The organism is Pantoea sp. X-Soil-ISGK-259, assembly GCF_059730705.1.
This window is the reverse complement of record NZ_AP035987.1, coordinates 190028-206148: the sequence shown is the minus strand read 5'-3', so window position 1 is coordinate 206148 and position 16121 is coordinate 190028. Positions and strand designations below refer to the sequence as shown.

General features: G+C 49.4%; 17 protein-coding genes. 6 read left to right on the top strand and 11 right to left on the bottom strand.

Annotated elements, in window-relative coordinates; all coding sequences use genetic code 11:
- Positions 1-8 precede the first annotated feature (8 nt).
- The 5 genes from AC6I77_RS20200 to AC6I77_RS20180 all read right to left on the bottom strand — a co-directional run bounded on the left by AC6I77_RS20200 (position 9) and on the right by AC6I77_RS20180 (position 4319).
- Positions 9-575: a peroxidase-related enzyme gene (locus tag AC6I77_RS20200; protein ID WP_008924630.1), complete on the bottom strand. Its 567-nt coding sequence runs from the start codon at positions 573-575 to the stop codon at positions 9-11.
- Positions 572-1054 (bottom strand): CMD domain-containing protein, encoded by a 483-nt coding sequence (locus AC6I77_RS20195; protein ID WP_003855044.1) that lies wholly within the window; start codon positions 1052-1054, stop codon positions 572-574. The genes AC6I77_RS20200 and AC6I77_RS20195 overlap by 4 nt, the downstream gene beginning before the upstream one ends.
- The gene (locus AC6I77_RS20190; RefSeq protein WP_457171616.1) at positions 1051-2505 is read right to left on the bottom strand and encodes an NAD(P)-binding domain-containing protein; all 1455 of its coding nucleotides are present in this window, start codon (positions 2503-2505) and stop codon (positions 1051-1053) included. Before AC6I77_RS20190 ends, AC6I77_RS20195 begins: the two co-directional genes overlap by 4 nt.
- Before the next feature lie 353 nt (positions 2506-2858).
- Positions 2859-3818 (bottom strand): LysR family transcriptional regulator, encoded by a 960-nt coding sequence (locus AC6I77_RS20185; protein WP_497817262.1) that lies wholly within the window; start codon positions 3816-3818, stop codon positions 2859-2861.
- Positions 3819-4004: 186 nt separating this feature from the next.
- Positions 4005-4319 (bottom strand): antibiotic biosynthesis monooxygenase, encoded by a 315-nt coding sequence (locus AC6I77_RS20180; RefSeq protein ID WP_187513095.1) that lies wholly within the window; start codon positions 4317-4319, stop codon positions 4005-4007.
- A gap of 143 nt (positions 4320-4462) precedes the next feature.
- Between AC6I77_RS20180 and AC6I77_RS20175 the strand changes: the two genes are divergently transcribed.
- Positions 4463-4864, top strand: a complete 402-nt coding sequence (locus AC6I77_RS20175; RefSeq protein WP_497817261.1) for a VOC family protein — start codon at positions 4463-4465, stop codon at positions 4862-4864.
- A 185-nt stretch (positions 4865-5049) separates the two neighbouring features.
- Here the strand turns inward: AC6I77_RS20175 and fetB are convergent, their stop codons facing one another.
- The 4 genes from fetB to AC6I77_RS20155 all read right to left on the bottom strand — a co-directional run bounded on the left by fetB (position 5050) and on the right by AC6I77_RS20155 (position 8088).
- Positions 5050-5829 carry an iron efflux ABC transporter permease subunit FetB gene (fetB, locus tag AC6I77_RS20170; protein ID WP_497817260.1) on the bottom strand — a complete coding sequence of 260 codons (780 nt, stop codon included), beginning with the start codon at positions 5827-5829 and terminating at the stop codon, positions 5050-5052.
- Entirely contained in the window at positions 5816-6484 is a 669-nt protein-coding gene (fetA, locus tag AC6I77_RS20165; protein WP_497817259.1) for an iron efflux ABC transporter ATP-binding subunit FetA, read from the bottom strand. The genes fetB and fetA overlap by 14 nt, the downstream gene beginning before the upstream one ends.
- 276 nt (positions 6485-6760) lie before the next feature.
- The gene (locus tag AC6I77_RS20160; RefSeq protein ID WP_003855038.1) at positions 6761-7249 is read right to left on the bottom strand and encodes a hypothetical protein; all 489 of its coding nucleotides are present in this window, start codon (positions 7247-7249) and stop codon (positions 6761-6763) included.
- A 179-nt stretch (positions 7250-7428) separates the two neighbouring features.
- On the bottom strand, positions 7429-8088 hold the full coding sequence (locus tag AC6I77_RS20155) for a DUF1345 domain-containing protein (protein WP_497817258.1): 660 nt from the start codon (positions 8086-8088) through the stop codon (positions 7429-7431).
- Between the two features lie 314 nt (positions 8089-8402).
- Between AC6I77_RS20155 and AC6I77_RS20150 the strand changes: the two genes are divergently transcribed.
- Positions 8403-8582: a hypothetical protein gene (locus AC6I77_RS20150; protein WP_442843771.1), complete on the top strand. Its 180-nt coding sequence runs from the start codon at positions 8403-8405 to the stop codon at positions 8580-8582.
- Between the two features lie 166 nt (positions 8583-8748).
- Positions 8749-9429, top strand: a complete 681-nt coding sequence (locus AC6I77_RS20145; protein WP_039661827.1) for a VIT1/CCC1 transporter family protein — start codon at positions 8749-8751, stop codon at positions 9427-9429.
- A 29-nt stretch (positions 9430-9458) separates the two neighbouring features.
- Here AC6I77_RS20145 and AC6I77_RS20140 read toward each other — a convergent pair whose 3' ends face one another.
- A complete protein-coding gene (locus tag AC6I77_RS20140; RefSeq protein WP_497817257.1) occupies positions 9459-9809 on the bottom strand; it encodes a DUF3147 family protein in 351 nt (116 codons plus the stop codon).
- Positions 9810-9893: 84 nt separating this feature from the next.
- Positions 9894-10418 (bottom strand): cytochrome b561, encoded by a 525-nt coding sequence (cybB, locus tag AC6I77_RS20135; RefSeq protein ID WP_187513098.1) that lies wholly within the window; start codon positions 10416-10418, stop codon positions 9894-9896.
- A 472-nt stretch (positions 10419-10890) separates the two neighbouring features.
- Between cybB and AC6I77_RS20130 the strand changes: the two genes are divergently transcribed.
- From AC6I77_RS20130 to AC6I77_RS20120, 3 genes are all read left to right on the top strand, one after another.
- The gene (locus AC6I77_RS20130; RefSeq protein WP_497817256.1) at positions 10891-11829 is read left to right on the top strand and encodes a GlxA family transcriptional regulator; all 939 of its coding nucleotides are present in this window, start codon (positions 10891-10893) and stop codon (positions 11827-11829) included.
- A 475-nt stretch (positions 11830-12304) separates the two neighbouring features.
- Complete coding sequence (locus AC6I77_RS20125) at positions 12305-13915, top strand: EAL domain-containing protein (RefSeq protein ID WP_497817255.1); 1611 nt, start codon at positions 12305-12307, stop codon at positions 13913-13915.
- Positions 13916-13998: 83 nt separating this feature from the next.
- Positions 13999-15618 (top strand): methyl-accepting chemotaxis protein, encoded by a 1620-nt coding sequence (locus AC6I77_RS20120; protein WP_497817254.1) that lies wholly within the window; start codon positions 13999-14001, stop codon positions 15616-15618.
- Positions 15619-16121 lie beyond the last annotated feature (503 nt).

Below are 16121 nucleotides of genomic sequence, written 5' to 3'. Positions count from 1 at the left end.
TGCAGCCCTTATTTGTTCAGGTCAGCATGGCCAAGCACATGCATCAGACGGTTGGCCCAGCCAAAGATGGCGATAGCGTGGATCAGATCGATAATCTCCTGATCGTTCATGCCGACGGCGCGAAGTGCGGCAACATCTTCCGGCGTGGCTTCAGACGGTGTGACCGATAAACGACGCGCAAAGTGATAAATAGCCGCGTCGCGTTCACCCAGCACGTCCGCACGGTCGAAATAGATGGCACTGACCACGGCGTCGCTGTCGGCCAGCTGTGCATGACGGCGCGCATGCACCACCGCACAGTAGCGGCAACCGTTAACAATGGAAGCACCCAGTGCGCCAAGTTCACGATCCGCGCGGTTCAGACCACCGTCAACATACATAATGGCGTTGAATAAACCGGTACGCGCAGTGTAGCTCTCTGGATCGTGTACCAGCGTGCGCACATACTCTGAGATCTTCTTGTTGGACGGCGTCACTTTCATCGCATCAAGCTGTGCCGGCGTTGCCTGTTCAACCTCTACGGGTGTGATATAGGGATGCCAGTGCAGCGGCTTGAGATTAACCGACGGAATCATGCGGACCTCATCAGACGTAAGCCAGCCGCGACCCGCGTCTGGAAATTAAGAAAGGCGATCAGTTCAGAGAGCGCGACAATTTGCGGGTTGCTCAAGCCGGCCTGCTCCAGCAGGCGAATGTGCTGTTCAGTCGCCTGAATCGGGTGCTGTGTCACCATGTCAGCATGACGTGCAATCGATGCCAGCGGTTCCTCATGCACAGGATTACCGGCCGCGAGCGCCAGTAACGCGTCAGACGGGTTCAACACTGCCAGCTGTGCATGATAATCGCGTTGCAGCGGTTCATCCGCGTTCAAGACCGCCATACGTTGCGCCAGCGCCAGACGGAGAACCGCAGGCAAACCCTGTTCGTCTTCCGGCGTTAACACTGACAGACGGCACGCTTCTGCACCCTCAACAAATTCGGGACGCAGGCGGCGCGTCTGATACAACGCTTCTTCGGGTACTAATCCGGCTGCCTGATCAATAACGTCGCTCACAACGCGTTCTCCTGTTTTAGTCGCGGGGTTGAATCTACCCATTCATCGCCCAGTAATTCCGGGGTGTTAAAAGCCTGTAAGTTGGCATAGTGCTGCCCGACGTCATCGGCGAACAGTGAAGCAGCAATGCCGCGCACCAGGCGTTCCGCTCCCGCACTCACTGCAGGAATATCGCCAGAAACCTTGCCGTGCGTCAGCATCGCAGCATCATTGAAACAGTGTATGTGCGCCAGTATCGGGCAGGCACCCGGCGTCAATTCGCGGAATTCAAACGAAGGACCGAGATCCGGCGCTTCCAGCAGGCTGTGTCGTGCAGTCCCCATTTCCGGCTGATAGCGTCCGTCGGACCAGCTACGAATATGCGGCGCAATAGCAGCAAACTCCGGACGACCGTGAAAATCGTTGGTGAAGCCGGTGGCGGCGATCAGGAAGTCGTAGCGCAATACGCCCTGGGTCGTTTCGATCAGCAAGCCATCGGCTTCCTGCTTAACGGCCTTGATGGCGCAGTCGAGGAAGAAACGTGCATTGTCATGACGGGATACGCGCAGGGTTGAAGCACGCGGCGGCGGCGTTTGCGTCGCGGCGGTGTAATCGACAAACTTCCACTTCCAGACGTCGGGGAGTTGATACATGCCATGCACCACGCCCTGACTGCCAATGCCCGTCATCTTATTAATGCGCGGCATTTCTTTACGTCGGATCAGCAGATCGACTGCGGCAGCGCCCTGCTCCAGGGCGGTGGCAGCGTTATCCATCGACGATGCGCCTGCGCCAATCACCGCGACGCGTTTGCCCTGTAATGCGGCAAAATTGATGTTATCGGCGGAGTGTGCCCAGAACTGGCGATCGATACCTTGCAGGAAATCCGGGACGGCAAAACCACCGAGTCCTGAACGCCCGGTAGCCAGCACCAATCGGCGTGTGTAGACGCGCCCGGTTTCGGCACCGTCCAGATCGAGCGCAATGAGATCCCCGTCCTGCGCGATATGGGTGACACGCACGTTGTTCTGCACCGGCAGATTCAATACCCTGCGGTACCAAATCAGGTAATCCATCCACTGCGCTTTAGGAATTTTGTCCAGTGCTTCCCATGCTTCATTCCCCCACTGTGCCGTGAACCATGCACGGAAGGTCAGCTGCGCGAGACCCAGAGCCGGACCGTGTAGCGTTTTCGGCGAGCGCAGCGTTTCCATGCGCGCAAAAGTAACCCAAGGCCCTTCCAGCCCTGCGGGCGCAGCGTCATAGGCCACCACATTGCTAATGCCGGTGAACTGTAATTTAGCGAGCGCTGCCAGACCGCACATGCCCGCACCAATCACCACTACATCGCGAACGGGTGCGCTCTGATAAGTCCGTTCCGGTACCCATGATTTGGCAGGCAGCTCCAGAAACTCCAGATCCTGCTGAAGCTGAGCTTCCAGCGCATCAAGACCTTTGGCGACAAATGTCATAAAGCAATCCCCTGGTGTCAGCGATCGCATGAGAGCGAGCGAAAACGGTCAATGTGCGTCAATGAGACGGCCTTTGATTATCTTCAAAACACATAATAGGCGGCTAACAATCATTAAAACGCATAGTAAGAACTAAGTTTTCGCATAATCCTCTTGCCCTAATTCAGAGTCAATAACTCCGCTCAGGATTCGACCAATGGATTTCTTATATCTTATGCTGAAAAAGCTATAAGCATTGAATAGGAAGGGATTTTTTATAAATGGGTGTCTGGTTCTGCCTTAATACCTGCAGTAAAAACGATCTCTATATCGCAGCCTTCCACTTGATAGTGACGTTAAAACGAAAACCGTTATTAATCCTGATTGATGATTCGCATAATGCGAGGGTGTTCACTGGCAGTCAGACGTTTAAATCCAGGCAGCAACTGCGCGGCGGCATCTGCCAGCGCCTCCACCAGCGCCTGCGCCGCGCTGGAAAGCTGGCGGCCCTGAGGCGTGATCACACCAAAAAAGTAAGGGATATCTTCCTGAAGCGGGCGGATCGCCACACCGGCCAGCGGCATGCCCCAGCCTGTAACCGGTTCGAGGATCGCCACACCTAATCCAGCCCGCACGCAGCCCAGAATATTCGCCGACGAATTGGTTTCAATAGTTTCCATCAGCGGCGCTTTGACCTTCTTCAGCGCTTTATCATAGCGGCCACGCAAACGCAGCGGACTCCAGGGGGCAATTAAACGGCGGCCTGCTAACTGACTCAGCGATAGCGTACTGTTCAATGCCAGCTCATCTTTTTCCGGCAGCGCGACCACGCACTGCGACTGTCCAATCCAGTGCAACTCAACCGCGTGATGTTCAAGCGGCAAACTGCACAAACCGATGTCAGCCTCTGCGGTGATCACCGCATGCGCCGTCTGAACGGCGGATTCACTGATGATTTGCACTTTGTTTTGCAGATTCAGCGCAGCCAGTGCCTGTGGCAATAAGCCGGCAGCCAGCGCGGGCGTAGCCGCAATACTGAGCGGGCGATGCTGCTGATGCGCAATTTCCTGAGCACGCAAGCGTATCTGCTGTAATGACAGCAGCGCTTTTTGCACATACTGATGCAGCTGCAACGCCTCTTCTGAGGGATGAATGCGCGGACCATTACGAATAAACAGTGGGTAACCCAGCGATTGCTCCAGCTCCTGAATCAGACGGGAAACGGCGGGTTGTGAGCGGTTTAGCACTTTGGCTGCCGCGGTGACGCTGCCCGCAGAGATTACCGCCGAGAAGGCTTCCAGCTGACGCAGATCGAGGTCATTTAACAAAGTCATCGCGAGAATTCTTCCCTAAGTCATTGATCGTTCCCGATAAACACACGGGAAAAAATCCATCATAGAGAGAGTTTGTCAAATTAGCCATAACGACAAAAATCGCGTGGCAGTTGCCGATTCGTCACGGCGTGTATCCGGCGACTGAATGCAGGATATTCATGCCGCCTTAATGTGGCGGCGGCCAGGTCACTTTAATGCTGTTATCGTCTGAACGTGGTGCTGGAAGACGAAAGGATCTGATATCAGTTCAAACTGTTCATCATCTGGATAGGTCACGGCAATCTGGTACTCTTCACCAGCAAACGCTTTGATTGCCTCTAAATCTTCCCAATATGTTGCAAGAAAAAAATGTTCCCATTTCCCTTGCGTCTCTCTTCTCACATAGGCTCCCAGATTACCAGGCGTCCTTTGTGAATGTTCAACGCCGGTCTTCTGCAGATGAATCGCAAAACTCTCTGCATGGATAATTGGTACGCATCCGTGCCATGTCCTGACAATCATTTCACTATCCTCATGTTATGGAAGGGATTTTAACCATAGCATGCCACTCGCTAAACCGGAATTATTTATCAGGAGCGGGTAAATCATGTTTGTGTTAAAACACTCTTTTACGCAAACCGGAACGGAAACCAGCTGGAGCAGAAATGAGAACACAGAAGCGATGTATCGGATACGTGGCAATCGTAGTTGATGACTATGACCGGGCAATTGAGTATTACACGCAAAAACTGGGTTTTACACTTGTTGAAGATACACCACAGCCGGGTAAGCGCTGGGTTGTAGTCACACCCAATCCTGAGAGTGACTGCAATCTTCTTCTGGCTCGCGCATCAAATGAACGACAGAAAAATTTTATCGGCAATCAATGCGGCGGAAGAGTTTTCCTTTTTCTGCAGACAGATGACTTCTGGCGTGACTACAACGCGATGAAATCGAAAGGCGTCACGTTCTGCCAGCAGCCGCGAGAAGAAGAGTATGGCACCGTGGTGGTATTCGAAGATCTTTACGGTAACCGCTGGGACCTTTATCAGAACAGACAAACTTAAAAGCTGTCCTCCAGATAACGCGATGGACCAGCAAAAGCACGAATCCAGACACGATATCTTTGATACTGGATAAGTGCTTATGAATTATTTCCCGGCACGTTGTTATCAGCTAAATATCAGCAAGTAAACCAATAGCGCTTCTATTGCGCTCAGGATGCAACGTTCAGATCCGCGAATTAGTATCTTTAATCCCGCTTATTTTCCGATATTTTCAGCTGCGACCTGGCATTATAAAAACGTCTGTAAGATAAATAGACCGCGATGATTGTTGACAGGCTGGCGGTTCCAATCAGCATGAACGTCACCATAATCTGATACTTAATTGCTTTGAGCGGATCGATTCCTGCGAAGATCAATCCTGACATCATCCCAGGAAGGCTGACCAGTCCGACCGTTTTGGCCGCATCTACTGTGGGGATCAAAGCTATACGAATGCTGTCAGCAATAATACGGCCCGACGACAACTTCACTGATGCGCCCAGGCTCAGCATCTCCATAATTTTCTGGTGATTATCGCTGAAACGCTGGTTCAGATTGCTGTAACAGAGCCCTACCGCGACCATGGCATTACCGGCAATCATGCCTGAGATGGGAATGACCTGCATCGGCACAAAGGCGATTGCGCCGCTAAGCACAAGAATCGTCAGTGTGATGACGGTGCCACTGAAAATAGCGACAAAGGATATCGCAAAGGCGTTATCGATATTCCGACCGCGCTTGCGTGCATTGATTGCGGCATTTACGCAGATAAACAACACCATCACTACCGTCAGCCAGCTGTTATTAACGTCGAAAATTGACTTCAGCACGAAGCCAACAATAATCAGCTGGATAATCGCCCGGCATACACTCCAGATAATATCTTTGCTCATGCCGAGCTTTTCTTTCTGACTGATTAGCAAAGCAATGACGACCAGCGTCAATGAGAGCAACAGTGAGGTGTCACTGATATTATGTTGATTCACGCTGATGCTCCTCTTCGGGCGTTGCCAGACGAAGCACATTCCCGGCCTGCTCAATGTCATTTACATCGTGACTGATACGCACCACCGCCACCTTGTCTTCAACTGAAATTCTGTTAATCAATGAAAGCACCGCCAGCCTGTTTACGTCATCAAGGGCGCTGGTGACTTCATCCAGTAGCAAAATATCCGGCATAAACTGCAGATTACGAAGCAGCCCGATACGCTGCTTTTCCCCACCGGAGAGCTGTTCAACAGATTTATTCAGCATATCGGGTGAGAGATTGACACTCTCAAGGTGAGCAACAAGCCTTTCCCGATGCGGTTTCTGGCGCCGGATCTGCCAGGGAAGCGCGAGGTTGTCGTAAACCGTCTGACCAAACAGCTGCGGTGTCTGAAAACAGTACGAGACCTGCTGGCGATACGCCTCTGCGTCCAGGGTGGTGATGTCGTGGTTTTTGAAGAAGAGTTGCCCGGAATCTGGCGTAATGAGGGAAGCCATAATTTTTAAAAGTGTGCTTTTTCCACTGCCAGAAGGGCCGGTCAGTAATACGCAATCGCCCTGATGTAACTGCAGAGATACCGGTCGTAGTAGCTGACGATCTCCGACTGTAAAAGTGACCTCCTGCACATCGAGCAGGGGCAAAACTCTGTCCATATTTACGCCTCAGGACCTTAAGAGAAAGTGGCAGGATTTTTGCGTCAGACGGAATCAGACACTGCCTTTCATGGGCCGGATACACGTGGTGTGCTTTGCCGCCCATTTACAGCGCGAATGGCGGGTTAAGCGCATCGGACTGCGAGACATAAGAGTAGTCATTTCAGAACGGCTAATCATCTTCTGAGTTAAAAATGAGTGGATTGAAACAGCTGTGGGTCGTTCCTCCGCAAAAAGCAAGAGGGTCAGACAAAGGTGGCTGACCCGCTGCGGCAATTATTTGTTTTCCCAGTGGGTAGAAACGGGGTTTGTGACCGTATTCATTTCCTGTGTATAGGTGCCGTTCTGCTGTGCGATGGCCTCGCCGGTGTCGACAATCGCGTTCTGAATGAAAACGTTCTGCTTTTCACTTTTGATAAAGGTTAACTGGTGAAAGGCCGTTTTATTCCCCCAGTCAGCAGAAGGCAGAGAGATAAAACGCACGGTGAACGTTTCATCATCAAACTTGCCCTGCATAACGTAAACGCCGTAGTGGTTTTCGCCCTGAGAAATGATCTTGTAGGTGCCATTGTCGTAATAATAGATCTCAGCGTCCGGAAACGGCTTTTTGTCATACATTTTGCGGTAGTGCAGCACCTGTTTGATGGTGGGCTGCCCGAAACTGACAGTCAGGTTTTTACCATCCGCTGAGGTCGTCAGACCTTCAGCATGAACACTGCTCATCAGCATTAACAGGCTGGTTGTAACCATTGCAGTTGCTTTCACTCTCTTTCTCCTGATCGGATCACGGGAACAACAAACGTATAACACGACAGAACTTACACGGCAGTGCGTGTCGGTTGAAGAGGCAGATAACACCTCATTACACATTGTTATAATCACTAAAGGTGACCAGGTTGTTACAGAATGACAGCTCCGCAAATGATGCCAGGCTGTCACTGGATTTAATTCAGTAAACCAGCCCCGACATTCACCGATAAACCCAGAATAGCCAGATTGAAAATAAAGGAGATAACAGATTGCAGTAATGCGAGTTTACGCATCTCTGTTGTTCCGGTAGCGACGTCCGCAGTTTGTGACGCAACTGCGATGGTGAATGAAAAGTAGAGGAAATCCCAGTAGCCCGGATCCGTCGTTTTATCGGGGAATATCAACGGACTCACATTTTCACTCCGGTTAAGGTAGTGCTGGTGAGCATAGTGCATCGCAAATGAGCTGGGCAACATGGCCCAGGATGCGATCAATGTCATTGCTGTCAGCAACAAATGCATGAGTCGTGGTGTGCCGGTCAATCCTTTCAGGGTAGGGAGTTCACTCAGAATAGCCACAATGCTGACCATACACGCCACGATTACAATCCCCAGCACCAGCGCGGCACTCTGATCCTGCAACTGAGCAATACGCTTAATTCCCGTTGCATCGGTTCGCAGCATACGAACCCAGAGAATGCAGAGATAGAGCCAGGCCCACACATTCCAGCTAATCAACAAACGCTGCATCTGACCCAACTGAGCAGAGAGCAAAAAGTAGCACATTAAACCGGCAGCAACAGAGAGCACCAGACGCAAGCGGGTATAGAGCGTGGAGGTTAAAGATGTCGGCATCGTAAAGCCATTATGGTTTAGTCAGAATGATATCCACTTTAGCTAAAACCGGGTAAAAATTATAAACAAAGAATCAATACTTACACTTTTTAAGTACCCGCCAGGTTCGATTCCAGAACGTGAAATGTGTAAAAAGCGCAGCGAATCACTTATGCAGTAAAAGTCTGCTGGTATTGAGAGGATGAATAATCTAACGGTGTTTATTTTATCAGGTATGGCTCCCGCTTTAGCAGTAGTTTTTTGGTGAATTATCTATTTCGCCTTTACGATAAAAACAGATGTTGATAATTCTCAATCACGCTAACCTGAGGGCAGTGAAAATAAATCTCCACCCTCTTTATTTTTATGGCGATTTCCAGCTCAATCAGGGTAATAAACAGATCGCCAGGCAATATCTGGAAAAAGCACTCAAAGCAGCGCCGCGTCCAGGGCGGGAAATCGCTGACAATGGACGGCATGTTGATATCGAACGTGATCTCAGCAAGCTTGATTAAGGTTTTTTAACGATGGCCCGCCGGTTCCCTCGTTGACTTTCGCCCCGCGTCTATACTTTTTCGAGGGCGACTGATCTAAACCGACGACGTCATGATTTACAGATTGAGTGCCTGCTGCGGCCTGCTTTAAAACGTTAACGTCTGACACAAGAGGGATAAACGGTTGATACATGGAGAATCGCACAAAATTTCGCGATCTGGCTGGCTGCGAGCAGCCGTGCTGGGTGCCAATGATGGCATTGTTTCGACGGCAAGCCTTCTCACCGGTGTCGCTGCTGCTAACAGCGCTTTTCATAGTCTGCTTCTGGCAGGCGTAGCCGGCGTGGTGGCCGGTGCCATGTCTATGGCGACAGGTGAGTACGTTTCTGTTTCATCACAGGCTGACACCGAGCGCGCCGCTATTGCCGAAGAACAGGCCGAACTGGAAAGCAACTATCAGGCTGAAACACACGAGCTGGCAGCAATTTATACTCATCGCGGTTTGAATAAAGAATTAGCGCATGAGGTTGCCACCGCACTCATGAAACATGACGCTCTTGATGCGCATACGCGTGATGAACTTGGCATCTCTGATATCTCCAGCGCCCGGCCGCTTCAGGCTGCACTGTTCTCTGCAGGCAGTTTTACGGTGGGGGCATTAATTCCGCTTATTGTCGCTCTGACTTATTCAGGTATTGCGGGTATTGTTATCTCGGCTCTGCTGGCGCTGATGATTTTAGGGGCTGTAGCCGCCAGAGCCGGCGGAGCACCAGTCATACGCAGCGTCATCCGTGTCAGTTTCTGGAGCAGTCTCGCAATGGCGCTGTCCGGCGTGACTGGCGCTTTGTTTGGCCATTTCGCAGGGTGAATTAAGGTGACGCGTAAGCATTACCTTAACTACATAAGCTGAATACCAAAGCACTTTAAAAACATCGCCCAGAGAGCAAAGAGGATGACAGTGATTACGCAGGATATCAGTAGCGTCAGCCAGAAGCCGGTTCGCTGATAGAGGTAGGGAAAAAGAACGAACATCGGCAGTGTCGGCACCACATACCAGAAAGTGTACCAGGCATGAGCGCTGATTTTTTCCTGTGTCTGCCCTTCCAGCTTCATCCAGATCAGCACCAGAAGAGTGACCAGAGGTAAGGCGGCAAGCAGGCCGCCCAGTCGATCGCTGCGCTTCGCCGCTTCTGATATCAGTACGACCATAAACGCCGTAATGGCATACTTCGCTATTAACCAGAGCATGATTCTCCTCAAAATTCCTGTACATCTCACCGACGAGTGCAGGATCGTGAACGATCAACACGCTCTGATTATCAGGCCACGCGCTTACGGCATCATCCTGCGCAACGTGTCATCTTTCAGAAAATAGTGATGGAACAACGCCGCCACCGCATGCAGACCAATTAACCAGTATCCCAGTGGCGCCAGGGTTTCGTGCCAGTCAATTAACATACTGGCAGTGGCAGGGTCCGGAATCGTCGCGACAGGCATGTTAAGCCCAAACAGGGACCACTCTTTTCCGCGCAGGTAACGTGAACTCAGCCCCAGGATCGGTAATACAACAAAAAGTGCATACAGCAAGGTGTGCACCAGATGCGAAATACCCGTCTGCCATCGCGCAACAGGTGGCGTGATCGGCGGGGTTTTCGTGCGGGTGCGCAAAAAAAGACGGGCTATCATCAGGAGCAATATGCAGAAACCTGCTGAAAAATGAGTAATCATAACCACATTTCGCTGCCAGGTGCCCTTATCTGCCATCCAGCGCAGCTCAATCGTAGCGTAAGCCACGATGATCAACAGAACCGTAAGCCAGTGAAAAAGAATTTGCGAACCTTTGTATTTGCTCAACATCGATAAACTCCAGTGACTATTTTTTTATGTCACTATACCAGCAAATAATTAGATGTTTATTAGCAATTTACCTGTGATTTTAAAGCTTAATAACTCAGCTGCAAAGCAGCCATCCGATGCTTCACAGCATCTGGCTATGGCCTGATTGCACGCTTCGTTAGGTTCACGCTGTAATGCATCCCCTTCACCTTCTCAGACGCATTTGTGGCTGAAAAAACCCTCTATTTAACAATCTGATTACATTCATTTACTGCCCAGATGTTCTGCATCTCAGGTTCAGTTTGCATGACGGTAGCGCGTTGTGGCTCTATACACGCTTAACAGGTTAAACAGCTGCTTTGATTGTGTTACGCAGTAAGTAACAATTTTCACGCAATTTACGACAATTTAACACCATGGGGTTCAGGCAATGCGAATTGCGATACTGGCTATTGAGGGCAGCGTTCTCTCAGCCATTTCAGGAATAGCAGACATGTTCTGGATAGCGAATTATGCCGTTGCTTCCAGTCCACAACATGCAGCCCGGTTTGAAAACGACCCTTTTCAGACCGTTATCGTCAGTCCGGATGGTGGCCCCGTATGGGACGTTCAGGGCCGTCTCATTCACATTGACAGCTCCTTTCAGTCAGTTGGTCAACCTGATGTCATTATTGCGCCCGGCATGGTGCTGGGAAACAGCCGGGAGCCCGTGAATATGCTGGGCGTAAAAGAGGCCGCCGTCTGGTTAAGGAAGCAATATGACGCCGGTTCTATCGTCGCCTCAACAGGTACAGGTGGGTTCATACTGGGCGAAGCAGGTTTGCTTGACGGAAAGTCTTTTTCAACAACGTGGTGGTTTTATCACACCATGCGGGAACGCTACCCACTTGCCCAGTCTCAATGGGGTAAGGTGCTTGAGGAAGATGGACGGGTATTGACCACCGGCGGCTGTTTCTCATGGATTTCGCTGGTTCTGCATATTATTCAGAAAGGCGCTGGAGCCGATGTGGCAAAACTTGCCGCAGGCATGTCGCTAACGGACAACGACTCTTTATGCCAGCACCTTTATGTCCCTCCCGGGCTGGCAGATAATGGCCACCCACTTTTATTACGTGCTCAGGACATCATACGGTTTAAAAACCCCTCTATCAGCGCGGCAAAACTGGCTGAAGCACTCAATACCACTGAACGCACGCTGCAACGAAAACTTAAAGCGCTCACGCAGGAAAAGCCTAAAGAATTCATCACCCGCATAAGAATAGAATCTGCCTGTGTCATGCTCGCGAATCCTACGATCAGCATACGTCAGGTGGTGACAGAGTGTGGCTATTCAGAAGAGACAGCCTTCAGAAAAGCATTCACACAGATAATGGGAATGGCGCCAGCACGTTACCGCCAATGGCTTGCCGACAAAGCCTCACCACAGGGCTAAAACATACCGGCATTTACAGATGGGATACTGGATGAACTGGCAGCAGGTTATTATGAGGTGATGATCACTTAGCGTTATCAATATAAACTCTGGATTTAAGCCCCCTTTCTGCAGGAGCTGTAATCAGTTAAACTGATTACAGCTCCTGCACTCGTTCACTTTATTTGAACTATATTTTCCTGTTACATTGCCGATATAACGACATGTTTATTTTTGAGAGTATTAACGTTTACCGTTATTCCCTGGTATTACACTGATAATTTACGCCAACCCGATCATCTTGACATAAAATTGATGATTAGATTACAGTGTATTAGCTGTTGCGCTACACAATCTATTTTAGAAAAAAAGGTGATATTACGTCATTCATTATTTATATGAGTGACCGAAATCTTTCAGACAAAAATTTAGCCATTGACCCAGTGTTTTTTGGGAAAAATTAATTTCTTTTAAACCACATAACACCAGGGGAGAAATGATGAAGGCAAGGCACGCAACTATAATTTCAGAAGCTTTTCAACACCCTGAGCGTGCGGATAAAAAGAAATTATGGGCGTCATTGATCATTTCATCAATTCTGGTCGCTTTGTCAGCGATCTTTTTTTACTGCATTAATTCATCCTCTGACGACAAACAAAGAACCCGGACACTGGAGAACCTGGTAATAAAAATCGACGGAATTCTGGCGGACGCGATCGAAAGTGCCACCGCACTAATAAAAACGGGGACAGACTGCACAAGCCAGCAACTGCAGTCAATAAAAAAAACCGTTCAGACAAACGGCTATATTCGATCGCTGACTCTGTTTGATGCCTCCGGGAATATTTACTGCTCCTCATCGACAGGTCAGACCTACATTCCAAACGAAAGGGTTAACCTGAACATCAGGCACGATATCAGAAAACGCATCGAACAAAATGAAAAAGGAATTTCAATAAAACTCATATCCGGCTCCAATCGCGTGCCAGATAAAAATGCAATGGTGATTTTAATACCTTTCAATAATGGCATAATGACACTTGCAATAGATGCCGGATATTTTACGACACCACTCAGCACAATCCATCTGGTAAGCAACAAAATTTATACACTTGAAGCAGATGGAATGCGACTCTCCTGGCATGGTTTAACAGCATCTTCTTCGGTGGAAGAAAATGGTTATTTAAAAAAATCCACCCTGTTTCCGTACAAAATAATAGAGACCTCATCAGAAAATACCGATGACATTGACCATACGATAATCTCTGCGGGTTTTTTTTCTTCCCTGTTTCTGGCATTTTTCCTTACCTCACGCTGGACACTCAACCGATTCTACTCCAGAAAGCGTTACATCATTAACGCCCTTAGAGACAAGGCTTTCTCTTTTGACATACAACCGGTATTCAGCCTGAACGAAAAACGCCTTATGGGAGGCGAGGTTTTGATACGCTGGAGAGTGAGCCCGTCCATAATGATATCGCCCCACCTTTTTATTCCTGTTGCTGAAAAACATAATATCGTGAACAAACTGGCAGAGTTTCTTTTAACCGATATTGCTGACAGAATCTTAGCAGGAAGTCTGATACTTCCGCCTTCGTTCAGGCTTAACTTTAATGTTCATTCCTCTCACTTTGAACAGGAATCTCTTATCATTGCCTGTCAGTACTTTCTGAATGCCACGGCAGCCTGCAAAATAAAACTGGTGCTGGAATTAACTGAACGCCAGGAACTGGCGCAGCAGATGAGCGTAAAGACAACTCTCAGCGTTTTAATCGCAGCGGGTGTTGAGATGGCCGTGGATGATTTCGGAACCGGCAGTTCAGGGCTTCGCTATCTTTACAACAGCAACTTCAGGTGCATAAAAATTGATAAAAGCCTGACTGAAGAAGCCATTTCTAACCCACTTGCCTGCACAGTAATGGAGTCCAGTATTCAACTGGCCCAGAAACTGGGTAAAGTCATTGTCGTAGAGGGAATTGAAACACAACAGCAGTTAGAACTTATCAGCCGAATGGATCTGAAAAATGAAGTTCTGATACAGGGATATCTGTGGTCGCGCCCACTCTGCCCACAACAATTTGGTTATTTCATAAATCATAATGCATGAATGAACACATTAATGCTTAGGGTAACCATTGCGGCATTACCCCCATCTTCATTTTCACCACACACTCACCAGGAACGTTAATAATGAACAGAGTTAAGCAGGTTTTTGAAAATCTAAAGATCAGATCAAAGCTTGGAATTTCTTATTTCGCACTGATTTCTTTTCTGCTTGTCAGCGTCCTTATCGGACTCAACGCGCTGGGAATGGCCAGAACAAGTATCACCGGTATGATTAACGACGACTATCCAACGATATCTTTAGGCAATGACCTTATTCAGAATATAAATCAGGGTGTCCAGCTACAGCTGATGCTGATAAATGCCGAAGATCCCGTTTCCAAAGTGACCATTGAGCGTGAGATGCTGGAAAAAACAAAGAATATCAGCACCACGTTTGGCGAACTGCGGCGTCTTGCAGACGACAGTGACTCACAGAGGATCCTTGATGATATTGAGGTCAAACGCCGCGAATTCCTGAGTTCGCGCCAGGATTTCCTGTCGCGCCTGGCCGTAAATAAAGCGGAGGCAAACTCGTTTTATCTCAACTCAACAGTGAAACTACAGGATGCGTATGTTAAGCAAGTATCGAATTTCATCGGGTTACAGGAAGCCCAGATGAAAAGCTCCTATGAAAGTTTCACTACGCGATATAACAGCGTACGCAAGGAGATTATTTTCATCTCTCTGTTCAGCATCCTGACAGCCATTACGCTGGCACTGTTTATTACCCGATCGATTACTGCCCCGCTTTATGACGTTATCGCCCGGGTACAGCGAGTCGCTGAAGGGCACCTCACTAACAGTATCAGCACGCAACGTCGGGATGAGACAGGACTTCTCATGAACGCCATTGGCGCCATGCAAACTAATCTCAGTGTGATGGTCCGTCAGATACGCGAAGGTGCAGAAAATATCGCTACCGGGGCCCATCAGATACTCGCCGGCACCCGTAATTTATCGGAACGAACGGAAGAGCAAGCCAGCTCGGTAGAGGAAACGGCTGCCTCTGTTGAGCAGTTTACCGCCACCATTGCCCACACCCGCAGCAATACGCGCTTTGCCTCCACGCTCTCAGCGCAGGCTGAGAATGCCGTCAGTCAAAACGGTGAAATGATGCAGGCCGTGACGGTTAAGATGAATGAAATCGAAGCCTCCTCACGTCAGATGGCGGAAATACTGACCTTGATTGACTCGATTGCGTTCCAGACCAATATTCTGGCGCTCAATGCGGCGGTTGAAGCAGCGCGTGCCGGTGAGCATGGCCGGGGATTTGCGGTAGTGGCGCAGGAGGTTCGTTCCCTGTCACAGAAGACGGCCACTTCATCCAGCGAGATAAAAGCGTTGATTGAAAAGTCTTCATCCCAGACACGAGACGGACAAAGAATGACAACGGACGCAAACCAGTTGATGGGCGGCATGATCAGCAACGTTTCTGAGATGAAAACAATCCTGAGCCAAATCGATCAGGCTGCCGTCGAACAGGCGGACGGTATTGCTCAGATTAATATTGCCATTACGCAGATCGACACCACCACCCAGCAGAACGCCGCTCTTGTAGAGGAATCGCTTGCTGCTTCCGCCATGCTGAATGATCAGGCCGTTATCATGATGCGTACGGTAAGCGCATTCAGGACTGAGGACGCTCCGTCAGAGAATGTTCAGGGATTGAGCAATCACAAAGAAATAACTTACGCCACGGCGTGATGAACCTGATTAACTCAGGTTTCAGGTAGCCATTCTCTCACGCCACACGCAGATTATCGTGCAGGCAAAGCCATCCTCTGTGGTGGCTTTTCTCGCTTTCGTATTTTGAAATTTGGTTGATCAGGCAGTAACCGCCAGCGTGTCGCCCGCATATGTGAACAAACCTGCATAATTCCGGGACGTCTTATCCGCCGCCAAATCCGCTTCACGCCGTACTACTCACCTGAGTTGCGAAACCCCATCAGGATGTTGACCCACCAGAATATCCCGCTGAACCGCAGAAACAAATCAGACTGAGTGTTGAGCCAGGTTAAGTCATTACTCCAGTCAGCCTGGGGAATTTGAGATTTAAGAGAGCGATAAATCTTAAACTTAACCTGAGGTTCATTGTGTAAAATAACTAAAACCTGTACCTGAATGCGCTACGTACATCTGTAAATACACTGCTCACTGGAACGATTAGCATGCCCGATGTGAGTCCTTCTTTAAGTCAAATCCGCCTC